We start from the raw sequence: 20,157 nt of genomic DNA, 5'->3' as shown, positions 1-20,157 counted from the left end.
ACGATCACGAGAGCCAGTATTCAGACGCCAGAGCCCAGATCAACTGAGATTTGCGGCCTCCAGGCGTCACAACCGCTTTGGTCGCCCCGCGCCATAGCTGCGGCTGCGGCTGCAAGCTCACCTCGCCGCAGTTGAACGCCGGCGCCGGGATCTACCCCTTCGGCTCCGAAACAGCCGACGCGTGCGGGGAATCGGGTCAGCAGCTGCCGGACGAGGACGGCGCACCGGCCTCGATCTGCAGGGTGGAGGGCGCCGCGCAGCAGCCGCCGCCGTCCTGCTTCGGCTTCTGCTCCTGCTCGGCTTCGGACTCGTCGAACAGGCCCGCGCCGCCGCAGACTCCGGTCTCCGGGAGGGTCAGTTCGACGCGCTCGGCGGCTTCTTGGTCTCCGGCGAGGGCGGCGGCGATGGAGCGAACCTGCTCGTAGCCGGTCATGGCCAGGAAGGTCGGGGCGCGGCCGTAGGACTTCATGCCGACGAGGTAGACGTCCTTCTCCGGGTGGGAGAGCTCGCCCACACCATGGGGGTAGACGGTGCCGCAGGAGTGGACGTTGGGGTCGATCAGCGGGGCGAGCCCGATGGGGGCCTGAAGGCGCTCGTCGAGGCCCAGGCGCAGTTCGGAGACGAAGGAGAGGTCGGGGCGGAAGCCGGTGAGGACGATGACCTCGTCGACCGGGTCGAGGCGGCGGCCGTCCTCGGAGACCAGGGTCAGCTGGTCACCCGTCTTCTCTACGGCGGTGGTGCGAAAGCCCGTGATGGCGTCGGCGTGGCCGTCGTCGACAGCCGCCTTCGCGGCGAGCCCAAGCGCGCCGCGGGCCGGAAGCTGATCGGCTTCGCCGCCGCCGAAGGTGGTGCCGCCGACGCCGCGGCGCAGCACCCATGCGGCGTGGGTGCCGGGGGTGTCCTTGGCGAGGTCGGCCAGGTAGGCGAGCGCGGTGAAAGCGGAGGCTCCGGAGCCGATGACGGCAGTGCGCTTGCCCGCGTAACGGGCGCGTACGGCTGGATCCTTGAGGTCGGGTACGCGGTAGGAGATGCGGTCGGCGGCGGCCTTCTCCCCGAGCGCGGGCAGGCCGTCGCCGCCGATCGGGCTGGGCGTCGACCATGTGCCGGAGGCGTCGATGACGGCGCGCGCGGTGATGCGCTCCTCGCGGCCGCCGGCGTAGGTGATGTGGACGGTGAAGGGCTGCCGGTCGCGGTCGGCGTCGACGATCCGGTCGCGGCCCAGGCGGGAGACTCCGGTGACCGTCGCGCCGAAGCGGACCCGCTCGCCCAGGGCATCGGCCAGCGGCTGCAGGTAGCGGGAGGCCCACTCGCCACCGGTCGGGTAGGTAGCGCCGTCGGGCGCGTACCAGCCGGTGGGCGCCAGGAGCTTTTCGGCGGCAGGGTCGACGACCTCGGCCCACGTGGAGAAGAGGCGTACGTGACTCCACTCGCGCACCGCGCTGCCCGCCGACGCCCCTGTTTCGAGGACCAGCGGCTCAAGACCGCGCTCGACAAGGTGCGCGGCGGCTGCCAGCCCAATGGGACCGGCTCCGATCACCACGGTGGGCAGGGCGGTGGTGGACGCGTGGGCGGTCGGCTCGGACGGCTCACTCATGGCGACTCCCTCGTTGTTTCGACACCTGTCGATGACTTGCGCGGCCAGCATGTCACCTGTTTCGATAGACGTCAACATAGACCATTATCGAAACAAGGGGCCTTAGGAGATCGTCTTGGAGCAGCTCGATGCCGCGGTCATCGGTGGCAACCAGTCGGCCTCCACTCGACCGTGGGCTCCAAAGTGCCCCGGCGGGACGGCACCGTGACAGCACCTCCCTCACGGTGCCGCACCTCGCCCACGTAGGGCTGGAGTAGCAGCGCGTCGCCCGACACCTAGCGGCCCGCGTCCGCCACACGCAGCCGGGGCATTGCCCCTCTGGGCCATTGCTTCGACGTGTGTCAACATAGACGTATGTCGAATGCAAAGGTGTTGCCGCTCCTGGAGGCGCAGGGCGTCGAGCCGTGCTGCCCGCCCCTCACCGAACGGCCGATGAACGCAGATGAGGCGGAAACGGCCGCGCGGATGTTCAAGGCACTCGGCGATCCGGTACGCCTGCGCCTGTTCTCGGCCGTGGCTTCGCATGAGGGCGGGGAGGCGTGCGTGTGCGACATCTCCGACGTCGGCGTCTCCCAGCCGACCGTCTCCCACCACCTCAAGAAGCTGAAGGAGGCCGGGTTGCTCACCTCCGAGCGGCGCGGCACCTGGGTCTACTACCGCGTCGAGCCGTCCGTGCTGGCCGCGATGGGGCAGCTACTGACCCCCGCAGCCGCCGCGCCCTGACCGCGCCGACAACCATCGAGGGCGTGCAGCAGCCCTTGCCCTGCCAGTCGTCCCGGCCTTCCTTGACCGCGACGGCGGCGATGACCTGGGGTGACCTCTGGCATTTTTCTGGAGTGCCAGACGCTGCATGTGAACCGGCATACTCTCCACCTCACTTGGCGTGATCAAAAATGATCGACGTCATGGAGGCAGGGGGGTGTGAGGACCGTACGGAGGCAACGTCGGCGGGGGCAGCTCGAATTGATCAGCCTCCACCGGGTGGAACAGCTACACCATGAGCGGGATCGCGCACGGCGGACCGGCCTCGAGGATGACGAAGTCCAGGCCGAGGCGGCGCAGGTGGTAGCCGGCGGCGAGCCCTGCCTGCCCGCCGCCGATGACCACCACGCTTGCCTGGTGCGTCACGGGGCCGTGGTCAGCGCTTGGGCGCTGAACTTCCTGCGCCAGGCCAGAGCCACGTAGACCAGGCCGATCAGCACCGGGACTTCGATGAGCGGACCCACGACGCCGGACAGGGCCTGGCCGCTGGTCACGCCGAAGGTGGCGATGGCCACCGCGATGGCGAGCTCGAAGTTGTTGCCCGCCGCGGTGAAGGCGAGGGTCGCGGTGCGGTCGTAGGCCAGGCCAAGTCCCTTGCCCAGCAAGAAGGTCCCGAAGAACATGACGGCGAAGTACACCAGCAGCGGCAGGGCGATCCGTACGACGTCCAGCGGCTGCGATGTGATCGTCTTCCCTTGCAGGGCGAAGAGGATGACGATGGTGAAGAGCAGCCCGTACAGGGCCCACGGGCCGATCCTGGGAAGGAAGTCGGCCTCGTACTTCTGGCGGCCCAGCTTCCTCTCCCCCACGCGGCGGGTGAGGAATCCGGCCAGGAGCGGGACGCCGAGGAAGATGACGACGTTCAGCGCGATCTTCCACATGGAGATGTCGAGGTGCTCACCGTCGCCCAGGCCCAGCCAGCCCGGCAACAGGTCGAGGTAGAGCCAGCCCAGCAGGCCGAAGGCGATGACCTGGAAGACGGAGTTGAGCGCGACCAGGACGGCGGCGGCTTCCCGGTCGCCGCAGGCCAGGTCGTTCCAGATGATGACCATGGCGATGCAGCGGGCGAGGCCGACGATGATCAGTCCGGTGCGGTACTCGGGCAGGTCGGGAAGGAAGATCCAGGCCAGTGCGAACATGACGGCGGGGCCGACGATCCAGTTGATGACCAGCGACGATGCCATCAGCTTCTTGTCGCCGGTGACTGTGTCGAGCTTGTCGTAGCGCACCTTGGCAAGGACCGGGTACATCATCACGAGCAGACCGAGCGCGATCGGCAGAGAGATGCCGCCGACCTCGATCTTCGCCAGCGCGTCGTTCATGCCCGGGATGAGCCGCCCGAGGCCGAGGCCGACGGCCATGGCCAGCAGGATCCATACGGCCAGGTACCGGTCGAGGGTGGAGAGCTTGGCGACGATGCCCTCGCCGGACGGCCCGCCCTGGTTCGTCTGCGGGAGGGTCTCCGTGCGGCTCATCAGCAGGCCCTCTTGTTGTCGGCGGCGGTACGGGCGGAGGCGGCCAGCTCGGCGAAGTGCTCAGAGACCGAGGCCAGGACCTCGGGGCGCAGCTTGTAGTAGGTGAAGCGGCCGCATGGCTCGGTCTCCACCAGGCCGGCCTCGCGCAGCACCTTCATGTGATTGGAGAGGTTGGTCTGCTTGGCGCCGGTCTCCTCCACCAAGTGCGTCGTACACAGCGTCTCCTGGGCGAGCAGGGTCACGATGTGCAGACGGAGCGGGTCACCCAGGACTCGGATCACATCAGCATCGACTGAAGTCAGCATGGACTGATATTGTCACATCACTCTGCGCTGATGCCAGTCCGGGCTGAACTGTATGACTCGTAGAGTCGGCCCGGACCCAACGGCACCCCATCGCCGTCGTACGCGCCATCCGCGATGGGGGCGACGCGCACATCGCCGACCTTGCCGGCCCCCTTCCAGCACCTGAACGCCCGCCGCTCCCAACTTCCCCCCGCCCTGCTGACCGCACATCCCCACGAAGGAGCCTCAACGATGACCACCTCTCCCCTGGCCTCCGTACTCTTCGTCTGCGTCCACAACGCGGGGCGCTCGCAGATGGCCGCCGGATTCCTCAACCACCTTGCGGGCGACCGAATCGAGGTCCGCTCCGGGGGCTCCGCCCCCGGCGACCGGGTCAATCCGGCCGCGGTCCAGGCCATGCAGGAAGTCGGTGTCGAGATCGCCGACCAGAAGCCGAAGATCCTTACCACCGAGGCCGTGCAGGCGTCCGACTACGTCATCACCATGGGTTGCGGCGACGCCTGCCCGATCTTCCCGGGCAAGAAGTACCTCGACTGGGCGCTGGAAGACCCCGCGGGCCAGGGCGTGGAGGCCGTGCGCCCGATCCGCGATGAGATCAGGACGCGCATCGAGGCCTTGATCGCCGAAATCGACGCCAGGCACGACACGCGTGCTCAGCCACCCGCCCGCTGACGATCGTCAAGAACCAGCGTGAGCCTGCCGAGCCACTCGAAGCCATCCGGGCAGTTCCGCTCCTCGGCGCAGGCATGCACACCCTGCAGGTCTTCGCGTGAGATCAGCGGCCCCTGCCGACGATCGCGCTCAGACCCAACTGGTCCCACTGTGCACGCCACTTGGCGCCGCTCACCCGTTGTGGCGCTCACTTCGGGGTATGCAGCGCCTGCGAACAACGCTCCCCTCCCGACTGACGGTTAGGGCAGACCCACCAGCCCCCAGCCGCGGTGCGCAGCCTCGGTGGTCACGTCGCCCCCCTTCTAACCAGGTCAGTGAACCGACACGTCAGGTGCGCCCTCCGATAGCGCAGGGTGAAGGTCGAGCTCAATTCGGGGGCTTCACCGGTTGCCACAGCCAGGGCAGGCAAACACCACTCGCCATGTTCGATTTATGTTCGATACATTGATGACAGATCGAGCCATCTGGCTTGAATGATGTCTCGTGGATCGGAGGTGGGAGCGTGAGCACCTCGCCGTTCCCCCACTTCTCCCACCTCCACGTCACCTCGGGCTACTCCCCCCGCTACGGCGCCTCGCTCCCCCACGCTCTGGTGCGTCGAGCGGCCGAGCGCGGCATCGGCGCCCTGGCGCTGACCGACCGCGACACGGTGGCCGGGACGGTCCGCTTCGCGAAAGCCGCGGACGGCGTCGGGGTGCGGCCCCTGTTCGGCGTCGATCTTGGCGTCGCTCCCGTCTCCGTGGCGGAGCCCGGGGCCGGGCGGCGGCGCGTACCGGTGCGTGGAGGCGCGCATGTGGTGGAGGCACGCTGGCGGGTGACGTTGCTCGCGCAGGACGTGGGGGGCTGGGCGCGGCTGTGCCGGATCGTGTCGGCCGCGCATGCCTCGCCGGTGGGCGGGGTGCCTCTCGCGCCGTGGCCGGTATTGGAGGAGTACCTGGGTGATGGCCTGGTGGTGCTGCTTGGACCGTCCTCGCAGCCCGCCGCGGCGTTGATGGCCGGACGCCCGGACCGGGCCGAGCAGCTGCTTGCACCGTGGCGAGTGATCGCGGGGCCGGGGCTGCGGCTGGAGGCGGTCGACCTGGGCCGCAGCGGCACCGGCGCGGGCTCGCTGCGGCTGGCGGCGCGCACCGTGCAGCTGGGCGATGAGCTGGGCGTGCCGGTCGTGGTCTCCGGCGCGGTCCGCTACGCCGACCCGGCCCAGCACCGGCTCGCCGACGTACTGGATGCGGCCCGGCTGCTGCGGCCGATCGACCGGCGCGGCCTGGACGGCGGAGGGCGGTGGCTCAAAGGGCCCGGCGAGATGAGCGAGGTCGCCGCGCGGATCGCCGCGGCGGCCGGGCACGGCAGTGAGCGGACGGCCGCGTTGCTCGCCGAGACCGAGGCGACCGCCGCCTCGTGCACCCTGACCGCAACCGGCCTGGGGATGGGCCGGGCACACTTCCCTGAACCCCACGTGGTGGGCGCCGACCGCTCGCGCGGCGGCCCGATGCGACTGCTGCGCCGACGCTGTGAGGCCGGCATGCTCGCCCGAGGCCTGGATGAGGATGCCGTCGCGCTGCGGCAGCTGGACCACGAGCTCGATGTCATCGGCCGGCTCGGCTACGAGGGCTACTTCCTGGCCGTCGCCCAAGTCGTCGCCGATGTGCGCGCCATGGGCGTGCGGGTCGCCGCCCGCGGCTCCGGAGCAGGGTCCATGGTCAATCACGCGTTGTTCGTGGCCACCGCCAACCCGCTGGAGCACCGGCTGCTGTTCGAACGTTTCTTGTCCCAGCGGCGCACCTCACTGCCCGACATCGACCTGGACGTGGAGTCCGCACGCCGCCTGGAGGTCTACGACAAGATCTTCGAAAGATTCGGGCGGGAGCGGGTCGCGGTGACCGGCATGCCCGAGACCTACCGCGCCCGCCACGCCCTGCGCGACACCGGCCTCGCGCTGGGCATCGCCCCGCAGACCGTCGACGAGATCGCCAAGTCGTTTCCGCACATCCGGGCCTGCGACATCCGCTCCGCGCTCGCCGAGCTGCCCGAGCTACGCCAACTCAGCGCCCGGAAGGAAGATTTCGGGCAGCTCTTCGAAGTGGCCGAGGGCCTGGACGCGTTGGTGCGCGGCTACGCCATGCACCCGTGCGGCGTGATCCTTTCCAACGCCGCCTTGCTGGACCGGCTGCCGGTGCAGCCCACCCCGGGCGGCAACTACCCGATGCTGCAGGCCGACAAGGAGGACGTAGAGGACCTGGGCCTGCTCAAGCTGGACGTACTGGGGGTGCGGATGCAGTCCTCGATGGCGCACGCGGTCACCGAGATCCACCGCACCACCGGCAAGCTCCTGGACCTCGACAACCCAGACCACGTCCCCCTCGACGACGAGCCCACCTTCGCGATGATCCGCCGCTCGGACACGATCGGCTGCTTTCAGATCGAGTCGCCCGGCCAGATGGATCTCGTGGGCAGGCTGCAGCCCCGGCACATGCAAGACGTCATCGCCGACATCAGCCTCTTTCGCCCCGGACCGGTCAAGGGCGGCATGCCCGCCCGCTTCATCGCCGCCCGCCACGGCGCGGCCCCGCACTATGCGCACCCTGATCTGGAGCCGATCCTGGACGACACGATGGGCGTCGTGATCTGGCATGAGCAGATCATCGCGATCCTCGCGAAGATGACCGGTTGCGACCGCGCCGCCGGGGACATCGCCCGCCGCGCCTTGGCCAATCCCGAGCGGCTTCCTGGTGTGGAGGCGTGGTTCAAGGCGGCGGCCGGCCAGCGCGGCTACCACCCTCGGGTGGTCGACGAAGTCTGGTCCACGATCCGGGAGTTCGGCGCGTACGGTTTCTGCCGGGCACACGCCGTGGCGTTCGCCGTGCCGGCGGTGCAGTCGGCCTGGCTCAAGGCCCACCACCCGGCTGCCCTGTATGCGGGGCTGCTGGAGCACGATCCGGGGATGTGGCCGATGCGGGTCATCGTCGCCGACGCCCGCCGCCATCACGTGCCCGTACTGCCCGTGGACATCAGCCGCTCCCACACCGAACACCGGGTTGAAGACACCGCGGGCGGCCTGGGTGTGCGCCTGGCGCTGTCCACGGTGAAGGGAATCAGCGAGGCCGAGGCGACCCGGATCGCCGCCCACCAGCCCTACGTCTCCCTGCAGGACTTCTGGCAGCGGGCCCGGCCCTCACTGCCGATCGCCGAGCGGCTCATCCAGATCGGCGCCCTCGATGCCACCAAGGGCGCACTGACCCGCCGGGACCTGCTGCTGCAGGCCCGCGAGCTGCACCGGCACACCCGCAACCGCGCCACCACCGACGGGCAACTCGCGCTGGGCGGTGACCTGGTGGGCGCGGAGCCCAGCGGGCTGCGCGAGATGAGCAGCCGCGAACGGATGAGCGCCGAACTCGACGTCCTCGCGATCGACGTCTCACAGCACCTGATGGAGCACCATCACCGGCTGCTGCGCGAACTCGGCGCCACCGACGCCGCCCACCTCAAGCGCCTGCACCCCGGACAGAAGGTCCTGGTGGCCGGGGTGCGCGCGTCCACCCAGACCCCGCCCATCCCCTCCGGCAAGCGCGTCATCTTCGTGACATTGGAAGACGGGTCTGGGCTGGTGGATCTGGCCTTCTTCGAGGACTCCCATGCGGCGTGCGCCCACACCATCTTTCATTCGGGCCTGTTGCTGGTGCAGGGAACAGTGGAGGCGCGCGGTGCGCGCCGGACCGTGGTCGGCCAGGTCGTATGGGATCTGGAAACGGTCGCAGCCGCCCGCCGGGACCACGGCCCACAAGCCGCCCTCGACCTCCTGGGGCACACCACACCCGCACCGACCCCCGCCCGCGACGGCGGCCGGACGACTACGGCCCGCACCCTCGACGACGGCACCGCAGGCGCGAAATTGTCCGCGTGGTCCGACCTCCAGCCCGCGGGAAGCCGCGCGGCGGACCTACACCGCCTGGGCCACCGCTCGCCGGGTTCGTCGGATCGCTAGGCACCTTGTGAGACAACGATGTGCATCCCTGTGGGGCCGGCGAAGCGTGGGTCACCTGGGGCCGGTCAGCCAGGCCCTGATGGCGCGGTCCGCTTGTCCGACCTTTTCTCCCTGGATGGCGAGCCCCTGGGAGAACGCGGCGCCGCGGCATGAGGCTGCGTAATCGCGTTCCGTTGTGCCCAGGCCGCTCATGGCATGGGTCGTGAACGGCACAACGGTCTTGCCGGTGAAGTCGAGTTGCTCCGTGAGCGTCGTCATGATCATGGGTGCGCGGACGTTCCAGATGGGACTGCCCAGCAGCACCGTGTCGTAGCCGTCGAGGTCAGGCAGTCGTCCCTGGATGGCGGGGCGGGCGTCGGCCTCCTGTTCGCGGACGTTGCGCTTGACGGTCGCGTCGTAGCTTTGCGGGTAGGGGTCGACGGGCTCGATCCGATACACGTCGCAGGTGATGAGGTCGCGGATCTTGCGGGCCATGACCTCGGTGTTGCCGACTTTCAGGTCGGTGCGCTCCCCGTAGTAGTAGTTCTCGCCGGGCCGGGAGAAGTACGCGAGCAGCACCTTGCCGCGGGCCTTGGCGCTCCGCGTCGGTCCCGGCGTGCGGCTTCTTTCCGGGGGCTGCTGCTCACTCTCAGAGGAGCAGCCGGTGAGGTGAGGCGTGGTGATGACGGTGGTTGCGGTCAGCAGCGCGGCGCGCAGGATCGTCCGGCGCCGGGCGGGGGTGCGGTCCTGCGGGAGCATGGCGCTTCCTTTCATCGGGCCGTACGAACGGGGGTGGAGCGAGGGCCGGATGGCCCTCGACCAGTCGCTCACCCACTGGAGGTACGTCGGTCAGGCGTCCAGGCGGCGCTTGGCGAGCCAGGTGACGATCTCGGGGTCGTGGTGGTCGAAGAACAGGGAACTACCGGTGTCGAGGGTGGCGATCCGGGCCATCTGCTCGTCGGTGAGACGGAAGTCGAAGACGTCGATGTTCTCGGCCATGCGCTCGGCGCGAACGGACTTGGGGATCGCGATGACTCCGCGCTGGGTGAGCCAGCGCAAAACGACCTGAGCGACGGTCTTGCCGTACTCCTTGCCGATCTGGGCGAGCAGGGGGTTGGTGAACAGGTCGCTCTTGCCCTCGGCGAAGCCGCCCCAGGACTGGATCTGCACGCCGTGTTCGCGCATGAGGTCCTGGTAGTCGGCGCGCTGGAAGAAGGGGTGGGTCTCGATCTGGTTGACGGCCGGGGTGATTTCGTTGTTGACGATCAGGTCGACCAGGCGGTCGGGGTAGAAGTTGGCGACACCGATCGACTTCGCGAGGCGCTCGCGGTTGAGGTCCTCCATCGCGCGCCACTGGCCGTAGACGTCACCGAAGGGCTGGTGCATCAGGTACAGGTCGAGGTGGTCCAGGCCCAGCCGGGTCAGGGACGTCTCGAACGCGCGGCGGGTGTGGTCCTGGGCGGGGGCGTCCTGGACCCACAGTTTGGTGGTGACGAACAGGTCCTCGCGCGGGATGCCGCTGGACTTGAGGGCGCGGCCGACGGCTTCTTCGTTGCCGTAGGCCGCGGCGGTGTCCAGCAACCGGTAGCCGGCGGCAAGGGCTTCGGAGACTGCGCGCTCGGTGTCCTCGGCGGGGATCTGGTAGACGCCGAAGCCGAGGAGCGGCATCTCGGCGCCGTTGTTCAGGGTGACGGTCTGCATGAGTGGGGTGTCCTTCGCTGTGCCGGTGGGGGTAGCCGTCGGGGCGGTGGGTCAGGGGCGGATGAGGGCCTTGAGGACCTGCCGGTCGGCCATGGCCCGGTAGGCGTCCGGGGTCCGGTCGAGGGCGAACTCCTCGTCGAAGACGCGACCGGGGGCGATGGAGCCGTCCAGGACGTCGGGCAGCAGGTGTTCGATGTAGGCGCGGGCGGGGCTGGCGCCGCCGGTCAGGGTGAGGTTGCGCATGAACGCGGCCGGGCCGATCGGTCCCTGCTCGTACTGGGGGACGCCCAGGCGGCTGATGGTGCCACCGTCCAGGACCGCTCCGAGGGCGGTGTCGAGGGCCGGACGGGTGCCGACGGCCTCGATGACCTTGTCGACGCCCCCGGTCAGCTCGTGGATGCGGGCGATGCCCTCTTCGCCACGCTCGGCGACGACGTCGGTGGCGCCGAACTCGCGGCCCAGGCCGGTGCGGGCGGTGTGGCGTCCTGCAAGCACGATCCGCTCGGCCCCGAGCCGGTGCGCGGCGATGACCGCGCACAGGCCGACCGCGCCGTCCCCGACCACCAGCACCGTGTCACCGCGGTCGACGCCCGCGGTGACGGCACCGTGGTGGCCGGTGGTCATCACGTCCGACAGCGCCAGCAATGAGGGCAGCAACGCGGAGTCGGCGGCCACCGGCAGCTTCACCAGGGTGCCGTCCGCGTAGGGGACGCGGACGGCTTCGCCCTGGCCGCCATCGACGCCGTCGAGGCCGTACCGGCCGCCGTTGCGGCACGAGATGTGCAGGCCCTTGACGCAGTAGTCGCAGGTGTTGTCGCTGTACGTGAACGGCGCGACGACCAGGTCACCGGGGGCCACGGCGGTCACGTCCGCGCCGGTCTCCTCGATGACGCCGAGGAACTCGTGGCCCATGGGGCGGCCGGTATCGGCGGCGGGCATCGAGGCGTAAGGCCAAAGGTCGCTGCCGCACACGCAGGAGGCGACCACGCGAACAACCGCGTCGGACGGGTCAGCGATCTTCGGGTCGGGCCGGTCCTCGACGCGGACGTCGCCGGCTCCGTACATCACTGCTGCACGCATGAGGGGGTTGCTCCAAACGGGGGGTGGGTCCGGCCGCGAACGAGGCAGAGCCAGGGCAGAGCCAGAGGGCTGGGGGCTGGGGGCTGGGGGCTGGGTCAGCGTTCGAGCATTCGGGCCTGGGCCTCGGTGTGGGTGGCGCCCACGGCGGGAGGCAGGCTGGAGAGCCTCTCCAGCTGCTCCGCGGTCAGCGAGACAGCGTCCGCCGCGGTGTTCTCCTCGACCCGGGCCACGCGCTTGGTGCCGGGGATCGGGGCGATGTCGTCGCCCTGGGCGAGCAGCCAGGCCAGCGCCACCTGTCCGGGCGTGGCGCCGGCCTCGTCGGCAAGGGCCTTGACCTCGTCGGCGAGGGCGAGGTTGCGCCGGAAGTTCTCGCCGGTGAAGCGCGGGTTGCCGCGACGGAAGTCGTTCTCGTCGAACTGGTCGGTGGAGCGTACGGTCCCGGTCAGGACCCCGCGGCCCAGCGGGGAGAACGGCACAAGGCCGATGTTCAGCTCCCGCAGCACCGGCAGGATCCGCTCCTCGATCCCGCGGGTGAACAGGGAGTACTCGGACTGGACCGCGCTGACCGGCTGGACGGCGTGGGCGCGGCGAATCGTGTCCGGCCCGGCCTCCGAGAGCCCGAAGGCACGCACCTTGCCCTCGGCGATCAGCTCCTTCACGGCCCCGGCGGTCTCCTCGATCGGCGTGTTCGGGTCGACGCGGTGCTGGTAGTACAGGTCGATGTGATCGGTGCCGAGGCGCTTGAGAGAGCCCTCGACCGCGGTGCGGATGTTCGCCGGGGAAGAGTCCAGGTTCCAGGCGCCCTCGCTGCCGTGGGAGACAAGACCGAACTTCGTGGCGAGCACCGCCTGGTCCCGGCGGCCCTTCAGCGCCCGGCCGAGCAGGTCCTCGTTCGTGTACGGGCCGTAGATCTCGGCGGTGTCGATGAGCGTGACGCCCAGCTCCAGCGCCCGGTGCACGGTCCTGATCGACTCCGCGTCATCGGTGCCGGAGCCGGTGTAGCCGTGGGACATGCCCATGGCGCCGAGCCCGACACGGGAAACTTCCAGGTCACGCAGCTTGATGTAGCGCATCTCGCCCTCTTCGTATCGTGGCGTCGCCCGACATCCTGATCGTCACGCGGGGTGTCGGCGTCTTGCTCATTCAGCTTCGCCCGGAGTGCGGTGATGTGGCAGGGCGGGCTCTTCAGGGGTAATGACAGGGCCCCCCTCGCCGGTGCGCGGCGGGTACCCGGCGAGTGAGACTGGAGCCATGGCATCGACGAGCGCACCCAGCGAGGGCGCCGAGCTGGGCCGCTACCTGCGCGCCCGCCGCACCCAGACCAGCCCCGACCACGTCGGTCTCACCGTCGGCGCCGGCGTACGCCGCACCCCCGGGTTGCGCCGCGAGGAACTCGCCACCCTCGCCGGCATCAGCATCGACTACTACGTACGCCTGGAGCGCGGCAAGGAGACCCGCCCCAGCCCCGCCGTCCTTGACGCGCTCGCCCGCGCCCTGCACATGGACGAGCAGGAGCACCAGCACCTGCGCGAGCTCGCCGCCCGCGCCGCCCGCTACGTCGCCGAGCCCCCACCCGCGCCCAGCCGCACGGTGCGCCCCCACCTCAAGCTGCTGCTCGAGTCCCTGCGCCCGAACCCGGCGTACGTCATCAGCCGCAGCATGGACGTGCTGGCGTGGAATCCCGGCGGCCTCGCCCTCTACGCGGGCCTGGACGACTGGCCCGTCAAGCACCGCAACCTCGCCCGGTACCTCTTCCTGCACCCGGCCGCACGCGATCTCTTCCCCGACTGGGACCGCCAGATCACCGCGTGCGTCGCCCGCCTGCGCGCCATCGCCGGTACCGCACCCGATGCCCCCGACCTCACCCAGCTCGTCGGCGAACTCCTCCTCAAGAGCCCCGACTTCGCCGGCCTGTGGGAGCGCTACGAAGTGACCGGACGCAAGCCCGCCCACAAGACGTTCCAGCACCCCCAGGTCGGAACGATCACCCTCACCTCGCAGTCCCTCCACGTGGAGGGGACCCCCGGCCAACGCATCGGCGTCTACACCGCCGAGCCCGGCACCCCCGACCACGACGCCCTGCTCCTGCTCGACATGACCGCGCCGTCAGTCGCGAACCCCAGCACCTCATCCCCCAGGAACTGACTGCTGCCCCACAGCCGCCGTTGGCGCTGAGTCTGCTCGCCGACCGGTCTCTCGCTGTTCACGACGTCGTGTACACGGCATTGTGAACCACTTCGACCACCCCGAGGGGCGGTGTACAGGGGCCGGACGGGGCACGGTTGCGCTCTCCATGATCAACGGGAACTCTGTGGGCAGGGCACCATCCCCAGTCCCCGGAGGGCTTGCCTTGTCCACTGACGGGAACCGCGTTGAGCGCACTCCCCCGCCCCAAGCCGACGAGTCCGAGACGGTCATCGATCTGCAAGACGAGGTCGAGCAGTTGAAGCAGGCCGTGTGGTCCCACGCGACGGTCGACCAAGCGATCGGCGTGGTCATCGCGCTGGGGCAGCTGAGCCCAGACGATGCGTGGGTCATCCTCCGCGAAGTCTCGATGCGTACCAACACCAAACTGAGCGATGTCTCCCAACAGATCGTCACGTGGGGGCGCACGGGCCAGCTCGCCGAACAGCTCCGCAGCGAGCTGGAGCGCCAACTCGGCCAACAGCAGTCCAACAGCAAGCCGGCGGACGGCGCGTGACCGTCCGCCTTGCCGGTTACGGCAGGCACGCCGGCCGTGGTGCAGCAGTGTGAGCCGACGATGTGTGGAGGCTGCCTGGCGGATGGCTGGGAGGATGTCTGAGCCGGGCCAGAAGGCGCGCCCGGCTCAGGCCGCTCGTAAGCTCATCGCCGCCCACCGAACTCCCAGTTGTGCACCTCGATGTCCGCGTACCGGTCCGACGTCAGAACGGCACGTGCCGCGTCCGGATTCGGGGCCCTGAGCAGCACCGCTGTGCCCACCCAGGTGTCGCCGCCGTCGGACAGCAAAGGCCCGTACGCGATCAACTCATCCGAGCCAAACGGCAGTTCGAGATCGGCGGCCGAGCCCTCGCCGAGACCGAGCACCAGGTACCGATCGCCACCGGTCCGGCCACCGTCGAAGTCCCACATGGTCCGCCCCAGCAGGTTGCGCCACCGGCGCACCAGCACGTCCCGATACGCGCCTGCCTGATAGTTGGGCTCGTCGATGGCGAACGCGCGGGCAGCGGCGGGATCGGGCAGGTCGACGATGTGCACACTGCCGGTGGGCGTCTCACCGTCATCGGCGAAGGTCGGGCCGCGAGCGATCAGCTCTTTCGCATACCGGTCCATGTAGGACCAGTGCTCCTCCGTCAACTCCTCGCGCAACGCGAGGGAGCCGGGACGGTCACGGTGGTAGCAGAAGAACTCCATGACCAGGGAGCCTTCCCAACCCGAGCCGACAGTTGCAAGCGGCTTTTCACGACGATGCCGACGCGCCCCGTGTGAGGCAACATCTCGCCCGCAACTGTGCCGATCGCCGGCGGCACAGAAGGAAGAGGAGTCACCCGCGCCGCCGCACGGCCCATCGGCAATCCGGCCAGCTCCTGCGCCGCTTCCACACCGCGATGACCAGCGCTCAGGTCCAGCCGGAAGCCGACGCAGTCGTCAAAAAACATGGTGGCGGTATGGACAAACACCTGGCCGAGGCCGACGGCGATCTCCGCCAGCGTGGTGTGCTCGCGTAGGTACACCAGTGCCACCATCGCGCGCTGGGACGGGCGGAGCTTGCAGCGCCGGTCGCCCTCACGGGTGATGATCAGCATGGTCACCCACTCCACAAGTGCATGCGGCAGGTCGAGTGCGGCAGGATGGATGACCAACGAGGCCCCCGGGCAACGTGATTGAGACGTCAGACATCTCGATCAACAGCCCGGGGGGCTCGCTCGTTGCGCTTCACGGCTCATCACCCGATCGGTGGCCAACTCGAAGAAGCTCAGTGATGAATTCGGAGGCCGGTGGTAGGCAGCGGACGGGCCGTCGGCCGCCGGAGGGATTTCCGGCGGTCGGCGGCCTGTTGAAGGGCTGGGGAACGGTGTCCTCGGCGCAGGTCCCTGTTACTCGCAGGGATAGCTGGTGATGCGGACGAGGTACACCGCGGAGACCCAGCGGTTGGTGCCCACGTTGCGGAAGCCGTTGGTGGTGGACACCGACGCGAGGATTGTGGAGCCGTTGCGGTAGGACCCGACGACCCGGTAACTGGTGCCGGGACCGCTGCGGATCAACAGACCGCCGCTGGCGTTGACCCTGTAGTAGCACTTGGTCGCGAGCACACCGGCCGGCGCGAGCTCCACAGCCGCGCCCGTCGTGCGGGCGGGTGCGGCGGCCTGAGCCGTGAGACCGCCGCCGAGGAGCGCGGCGGCGGACAGGGCCGCCACGGCCGCCGTGCGGGCGGCGGAGCGACGCGGTGACATGGTGCGGCGTGCTGCTGTGACGGTCATGGAATCGATTCCCCTTGCGTGGTCGGTTCTGGGTGCGGAACACGTACGTAGGAGCAGACCCGGGCCTGGCCGAGCGGTGTCACCGCTCAAAGACACCGGAGCCGCGCACGGCGTTGGCGCCCTCGGGGCAATCAGCCGCCTGACACACTAGAACTCTTTAACTGGAACGAAGAAGTGGCCCGTTCCAGTTGGGGAGTCCGTATGTCAATGGCCTTGAAGTGCTCCCCGTAGGCGGAGGATTTTCCCCGCTGGTACCAGGATCTGGTCAAAGGCCGAGCTGGCCGACAATGGTCCTATGCGCGGCACGACGGTCATCTAGTGGTGCAGGCCGTCGACGCAGTAGTAGTAGCCGCGGTAGCAGGTCTGTCCCTTGAGGTAGTTCAGGTTTTCGTCGGTCATGTAGACCCAGATGTGGTCGGCCCCACCGACGACGTTCGCCTCAAGGGTGAAGTTCGCCGGCCCGGATCGGTTGCACCAGCTGCTGCTGTTGTTCCAGCCCAGTGGGGTGGTGCCGATGTACGCCTCCGCGTAGACCCGTCGGCAGTTGCTGGCCTTGAAAGCTCCCTTGACGTCGACCGACCGGTTGTAAAAGGTGGCCTTGCCTTTGTAGTAGCTCGCCCCGTACACGATCGAGAACTCGCTGATGGGGTAGTCGGCGGCGGTGGCGGGTGTCGCCGCGAAGACCATCCCGGCAACCGACGCGGCTGCGGTCACGGCTACGCCGACCTTCCTCGTGCGGTTCCTTACCTTCGATATGTCCTTCAACTTCCCCATCACAACCGCTCCCAGATTTCTCGAGTGCCGGGTACGCAACCTCACCGTCGTACGAAGGCGACCGCCTCAGACCGGGCGGTGAACGTTGCTGCCGTTGTTCGGCAACACGACTCAAGCACGCGTGGGCTTCACGCCGGAAAGCATTCGAGCCTGTTCAAATCCCTCGCGACGACTGCTAGCGTCGGGGCGGTGCTCACCCTGCGTGTAGACGCCGACACACTGTCCAGGACGCGGCTGGCCCCTTCCCCCGCGTCGGAGTCCATGGCGTGGCTGAAACTCACCGCCGCGTCGAGACGGCACCCGGTCTTCGGAGATCCCGGACCACTCGCCCGCGCGTCACTCGCTCATCCCGATGTTGCCCTGCTCGCGGGCCTGTTGCCGCAGAACGGCGACACCTACATACCTGACCTGCTTACCCCGCAGCCGGGAACGGACGCGCAGCGCCGTGACCTGATCGACGAGCAGATCGCGCAGATCGAGGCCGCAGCGCAGGACGACCTTGAGACCCAGGTCTTCACCCACACCCGGACCCACTGGAACAGGCCGCTGCCGACCGCCACCCGCCGGATCGCGGAGTCAGGGCGGATGCAGCGCCATCTCGCCAACGGTCTCGCCCGGTTCTGGCGCGATGCCCTGGCCGACGGCTGGCCCGAACTCCGCTCGATCATTGATCAGGACATCGCCCACCGCGCGACGACCATCGTCACCCAGGGCGTCGGCCGGGCGCTCGGAGCACTTCACCCCGACATGGCGTGGGCAGGCGACGCGGTCACCCTCGCCACGCCGTGGGATGCCGAAATCGATGTCACCGGCCAGGACCTGGTCCTCGCCCCCGGCGTGCTCAACTGGCCCGACATCGTCATCCAGGTCGACACCCCCGGGCAGTTCGTCCTCTACTACCCCGCCCAGCGGATCGGGGCCGGCCGGGACCACAGGCCCGGAAGGATCGCGCAAGTGGTCGGCAACACCCGAGCAGCCTTACTGGCGGACCTCGAAACCGCCCGGTCCACCGCAGAACTCGCCGCCCGGATCGGATGCACGCCAGGCACCGTCTCCTACCACCTCAGCGCCCTGCACCGCGCACGCCTCGTTACCAAGGTCAGAGACGGGCGCTACGTGTTGTACCAGCGGACCGCACATGCGGCAGGTCTGCTGGAAGAGGCCCGCGTCTAGGACGTGTGTTGGGAGTTGCTGGCGTTCTGGGCGGCAGGTCAGGCACATACGACCGGGGGTGCGTGCCACACACACGCTTCTCTGCCCGTGAGACCAGCAGTTACTCAGCACCCTCCGACGTACCGCCATGTCTCGTGCTGGTCGCCGTCACATTCACCACGCGATCCCTGCGCGAGCGATGAGTTTGGGCGACGGATCGAGTCTGCCCTGATATGACTCGCATCGTCGCCGACATCTCCGTCTCACTCGACGGCTTCGTCACCGGGCCGGCCCCCGGGCCGGACAACGGTCTGGGCACCGGTGGCGAGGCCCTGCACACGTGGGCGTTTTCCGATGATCCTGACGACCGCCGGTTCCTGCGCGAGGGAACCGCCCGCTCGGGCGCCGTCGTCCTCGGCCGTCACCTCTTCGACATCGTCGACGGACCGGGTGGCTGGGACGACACGACGGGCTACGGTGCGGGCGAGGTCGGCAAACCCGCGTTCGTCGTCGTGACGAGCTCGCCGCCGAAGTCGGTGCGGACGACCAACCTCGACTGGACGTTCGTCCCCACCGGTCTGCCCGACGCCGTCGCCGCCGCACGCAAGCGAGCCGAGGCGGCAGCCTCGGGCAGCGGCAAGGACCTCGACGTCGTCCTGATGGGCGGCGGCGCCACCATCCGCTCAGCGCTCGACGCAGGGCTGGTCGACGTACTGACACTGCACCTCGCGCCCGTCGTACTGGGTGCCGGGACACCACTGTTCACCGGCGGGTCGGCACACACACTGGTGCAGCGAAGCGTGACCGCGACATCGACGGCGACACACCTGACCTACGACGTTTCCCGGTGAGTGAACCGATGACCACTGTGAAAGCGAATGAGGTCGCCCTGGGCATTGAGTCGTTCGGTGACGACGACGCACCACTCGTTCTGCTCGTCGGCGGAACGACCATGCTCTCCTGGCCCGACGCGCTGTGCGAGCGCCTCGCCGCGGGTGGGCGCCATGTGGTGCGCTACGACCTGCGCGACAGTGGGGAGTCGACGACTGCGGACCCAGAAGCGCCCACCTACACCCTGCGCAGCCTCGCCGCCGACGCGGCGGCTCTTGCTGCCGCGCTCGGCGGGGAGCCTGCGCACCTCGCGGGGATCGGTGTCGGCGGGATGGTCGCCCAGGTGGCCGCGCTCGACCATCCGGGCGCGTTCTCGGCGCTCACCCTGGTCGGCACCCGCGCGGTTGCCCCAGGCCCACTCGACGATGACCTCCCCGACCATGATCAGGCGACGATGAGCAAGCTGTTCGCGCGCCCGATGCCCGATTGGAGCGACCGCGAGGCGGTTGCTGAGTTCGCGGCCACCGGCGCGGAAATCCTCGGCAACGACCCCGTCGCCGCGCGCGAAATCGCTGCGCGCATCTGGGACCGCACGCCCGGCACCACACCCCCGCTCCAGATGGCCAACCAGATGGGCATGGTGTTTTCCCGGCTCAACTGCAAGCCCCGCTGGCGCGAGCGCCTGCCCGAGATCGAGGCCCCCACCCTCGTCGTCCACGGCCGCCGCGACCCGTTCTTCCCCGTCGGCAACGGCGAGGTTCTCGCGCGCGAGATCCCCGGGGCACAGCTGCTCGTTCTCGAGGAGGCTGCCACTGCGATCCCCGATGCGGTGGTTGGCGAGGTTGCCGAGGCGATGCTCGCGCTCGGGCAGATTCCCTGACCTCGGGCACGACGAGGGCCCGGTCCAGTTTCTCGGCACCGCCGGGGTTGCCCGGCGATGGCTCCGCCGCGCCTGTCATGGGAGCGCATCATGCTGGAGGCATGAGGATCCAGCCTGTGCTTGTTTTCGATGGAGACTGCGGTTTCTGTACTACCTCGGTGAAGTTCGTCGAGCGTCGTGTCCGGCCCCGTTGCGAGATCATCCCTTGGCAGTTCGCGGACTTGGAAGCGCTCGGTGTCCTCCAGGAACGAGCCGAGTACGAGGTGCTGTGGGTGACTCCGGCGGGGACCGTGTACGGAGGTTCCCAGGCCGTGGCGAAGGCGCTCCTGAGTGCGGGCCGAGTGTGGTCGGTGCTGGGCGCTTTGCTGACACTGCCCCCTCTGCGCTGGGCCGCCCACGGCGTTTACCGCTTGGTCGCCAACAATCGTCATCGCTTGCCGGGCGGGACAGCGGCTTGCGCTCTACGGGGATCCCGGCCACCAGGGCGGTAGTTGTTGTTCGGGGCCCTCACAC

Annotated in this window: 19 protein-coding genes and 2 pseudogenes; 9 read left to right on the top strand and 12 right to left on the bottom strand. The window is 69.1% G+C overall.

Annotated elements, in window-relative coordinates; translation table 11 throughout:
- Positions 1-196: 196 nt before the first annotated feature.
- Entirely contained in the window at positions 197-1,594 is a 1,398-nt protein-coding gene (locus tag ACZ5U5_RS16135) for an NAD(P)-binding domain-containing protein (protein WP_469021572.1), read from the bottom strand.
- Positions 1,595-1,948: 354 nt separating this feature from the next.
- On the opposite strand from ACZ5U5_RS16135, the gene ACZ5U5_RS16130 reads away from it, so the two are divergent.
- Positions 1,949-2,317 (top strand): ArsR/SmtB family transcription factor, encoded by a 369-nt coding sequence (locus tag ACZ5U5_RS16130; protein WP_469021569.1) that lies wholly within the window; start codon positions 1,949-1,951, stop codon positions 2,315-2,317.
- Positions 2,318-2,617: 300 nt separating this feature from the next.
- On the opposite strand, the pseudogene ACZ5U5_RS16125 reads toward ACZ5U5_RS16130, so the two are convergent.
- The 3 genes and pseudogenes from ACZ5U5_RS16125 to ACZ5U5_RS16115 all read right to left on the bottom strand — a co-directional run.
- Positions 2,618-2,722, bottom strand: a pseudogene (locus ACZ5U5_RS16125) (NAD(P)-binding protein); the annotation flags it as partial.
- Positions 2,719-3,831, bottom strand: a complete 1,113-nt coding sequence (gene arsB / locus ACZ5U5_RS16120) for an ACR3 family arsenite efflux transporter (protein ID WP_469021567.1) — start codon at positions 3,829-3,831, stop codon at positions 2,719-2,721. The pseudogene ACZ5U5_RS16125 and the gene arsB, both read right to left, overlap by 4 nt.
- Positions 3,831-4,136 carry an ArsR/SmtB family transcription factor gene (locus ACZ5U5_RS16115; protein ID WP_469021565.1) on the bottom strand — a complete coding sequence of 102 codons (306 nt, stop codon included), beginning with the start codon at positions 4,134-4,136 and terminating at the stop codon, positions 3,831-3,833. Before ACZ5U5_RS16115 ends, arsB begins: the two co-directional genes overlap by 1 nt.
- A 231-nt stretch (positions 4,137-4,367) precedes the next feature.
- On the opposite strand from ACZ5U5_RS16115, the gene ACZ5U5_RS16110 reads away from it, so the two are divergent.
- The gene (locus tag ACZ5U5_RS16110) at positions 4,368-4,808 is read left to right on the top strand and encodes an arsenate reductase ArsC (RefSeq protein ID WP_469021562.1); all 441 of its coding nucleotides are present in this window, start codon (positions 4,368-4,370) and stop codon (positions 4,806-4,808) included.
- 502 nt (positions 4,809-5,310) lie between these two features.
- Positions 5,311-8,787 carry a DNA polymerase III subunit alpha gene (locus tag ACZ5U5_RS16105; protein WP_469021560.1) on the top strand — a complete coding sequence of 1,159 codons (3,477 nt, stop codon included), beginning with the start codon at positions 5,311-5,313 and terminating at the stop codon, positions 8,785-8,787.
- A 51-nt stretch (positions 8,788-8,838) separates the two neighbouring features.
- Here ACZ5U5_RS16105 and ACZ5U5_RS16100 read toward each other — a convergent pair whose 3' ends face one another.
- From ACZ5U5_RS16100 to ACZ5U5_RS16085, 4 genes are all read right to left on the bottom strand, one after another.
- Entirely contained in the window at positions 8,839-9,525 is a 687-nt protein-coding gene (locus ACZ5U5_RS16100) for a flavodoxin (RefSeq protein WP_469021558.1), read from the bottom strand.
- Between the two features lie 90 nt (positions 9,526-9,615).
- A complete protein-coding gene (locus ACZ5U5_RS16095; protein WP_469021556.1) occupies positions 9,616-10,467 on the bottom strand; it encodes an aldo/keto reductase in 852 nt (283 codons plus the stop codon).
- A 51-nt stretch (positions 10,468-10,518) separates the two neighbouring features.
- Positions 10,519-11,547, bottom strand: coding sequence for a zinc-binding dehydrogenase (locus ACZ5U5_RS16090; protein ID WP_469021555.1), 1,029 nt, complete (start codon positions 11,545-11,547; stop codon positions 10,519-10,521).
- Positions 11,548-11,642: 95 nt separating this feature from the next.
- Positions 11,643-12,620 carry an aldo/keto reductase gene (locus ACZ5U5_RS16085; protein WP_469021552.1) on the bottom strand — a complete coding sequence of 326 codons (978 nt, stop codon included), beginning with the start codon at positions 12,618-12,620 and terminating at the stop codon, positions 11,643-11,645.
- A gap of 178 nt (positions 12,621-12,798) precedes the next feature.
- Between ACZ5U5_RS16085 and ACZ5U5_RS16080 the strand changes: the two genes are divergently transcribed.
- Positions 12,799-13,692 (top strand): helix-turn-helix transcriptional regulator, encoded by an 894-nt coding sequence (locus ACZ5U5_RS16080; RefSeq protein ID WP_469021549.1) that lies wholly within the window; start codon positions 12,799-12,801, stop codon positions 13,690-13,692.
- 205 nt (positions 13,693-13,897) lie between these two features.
- Positions 13,898-14,248: an ANTAR domain-containing protein gene (locus ACZ5U5_RS16075; protein ID WP_469021548.1), complete on the top strand. Its 351-nt coding sequence runs from the start codon at positions 13,898-13,900 to the stop codon at positions 14,246-14,248.
- Positions 14,249-14,391: 143 nt separating this feature from the next.
- On the opposite strand, the gene ACZ5U5_RS16070 is transcribed toward ACZ5U5_RS16075, so the two are convergent.
- The 4 genes and pseudogenes from ACZ5U5_RS16070 to ACZ5U5_RS16055 form a co-directional block, all read right to left on the bottom strand.
- The gene (locus ACZ5U5_RS16070) at positions 14,392-14,940 is read right to left on the bottom strand and encodes a YciI family protein (RefSeq protein ID WP_469021546.1); all 549 of its coding nucleotides are present in this window, start codon (positions 14,938-14,940) and stop codon (positions 14,392-14,394) included.
- A 269-nt stretch (positions 14,941-15,209) separates the two neighbouring features.
- A pseudogene (locus tag ACZ5U5_RS16065) lies at positions 15,210-15,389 on the bottom strand (IS5/IS1182 family transposase); the annotation flags it as partial.
- Between the two features lie 234 nt (positions 15,390-15,623).
- On the bottom strand, positions 15,624-16,007 hold the full coding sequence (locus tag ACZ5U5_RS16060) for an SH3 domain-containing protein (RefSeq protein ID WP_469021543.1): 384 nt from the start codon (positions 16,005-16,007) through the stop codon (positions 15,624-15,626).
- A 315-nt stretch (positions 16,008-16,322) separates the two neighbouring features.
- The gene (locus tag ACZ5U5_RS16055; protein WP_469021542.1) at positions 16,323-16,721 is read right to left on the bottom strand and encodes a hypothetical protein; all 399 of its coding nucleotides are present in this window, start codon (positions 16,719-16,721) and stop codon (positions 16,323-16,325) included.
- Positions 16,722-16,970: 249 nt separating this feature from the next.
- Here ACZ5U5_RS16055 and ACZ5U5_RS16050 point away from each other — a divergent pair, with 249 nt between their 5' ends.
- The 4 genes from ACZ5U5_RS16050 (at position 16,971) to ACZ5U5_RS16035 (ending at position 20,135) form a co-directional block, all read left to right on the top strand.
- Positions 16,971-17,954 carry a helix-turn-helix domain-containing protein gene (locus ACZ5U5_RS16050; RefSeq protein ID WP_469021540.1) on the top strand — a complete coding sequence of 328 codons (984 nt, stop codon included), beginning with the start codon at positions 16,971-16,973 and terminating at the stop codon, positions 17,952-17,954.
- A 212-nt stretch (positions 17,955-18,166) separates the two neighbouring features.
- A complete protein-coding gene (locus ACZ5U5_RS16045; protein ID WP_469021538.1) occupies positions 18,167-18,784 on the top strand; it encodes a dihydrofolate reductase family protein in 618 nt (205 codons plus the stop codon).
- A gap of 8 nt (positions 18,785-18,792) precedes the next feature.
- The gene (locus ACZ5U5_RS16040) at positions 18,793-19,644 is read left to right on the top strand and encodes an alpha/beta fold hydrolase (RefSeq protein WP_469021536.1); all 852 of its coding nucleotides are present in this window, start codon (positions 18,793-18,795) and stop codon (positions 19,642-19,644) included.
- Between the two features lie 101 nt (positions 19,645-19,745).
- Positions 19,746-20,135, top strand: coding sequence for a thiol-disulfide oxidoreductase DCC family protein (locus ACZ5U5_RS16035; protein ID WP_469021533.1), 390 nt, complete (start codon positions 19,746-19,748; stop codon positions 20,133-20,135).
- Positions 20,136-20,157 lie beyond the last annotated feature (22 nt).

This window comes from Streptomyces sp. NPDC033177 (genome assembly GCF_055577715.1).
The sequence above is the reverse complement of the archived record's forward strand: the minus strand, read 5'-3'. Positions and strand labels throughout refer to the sequence as shown.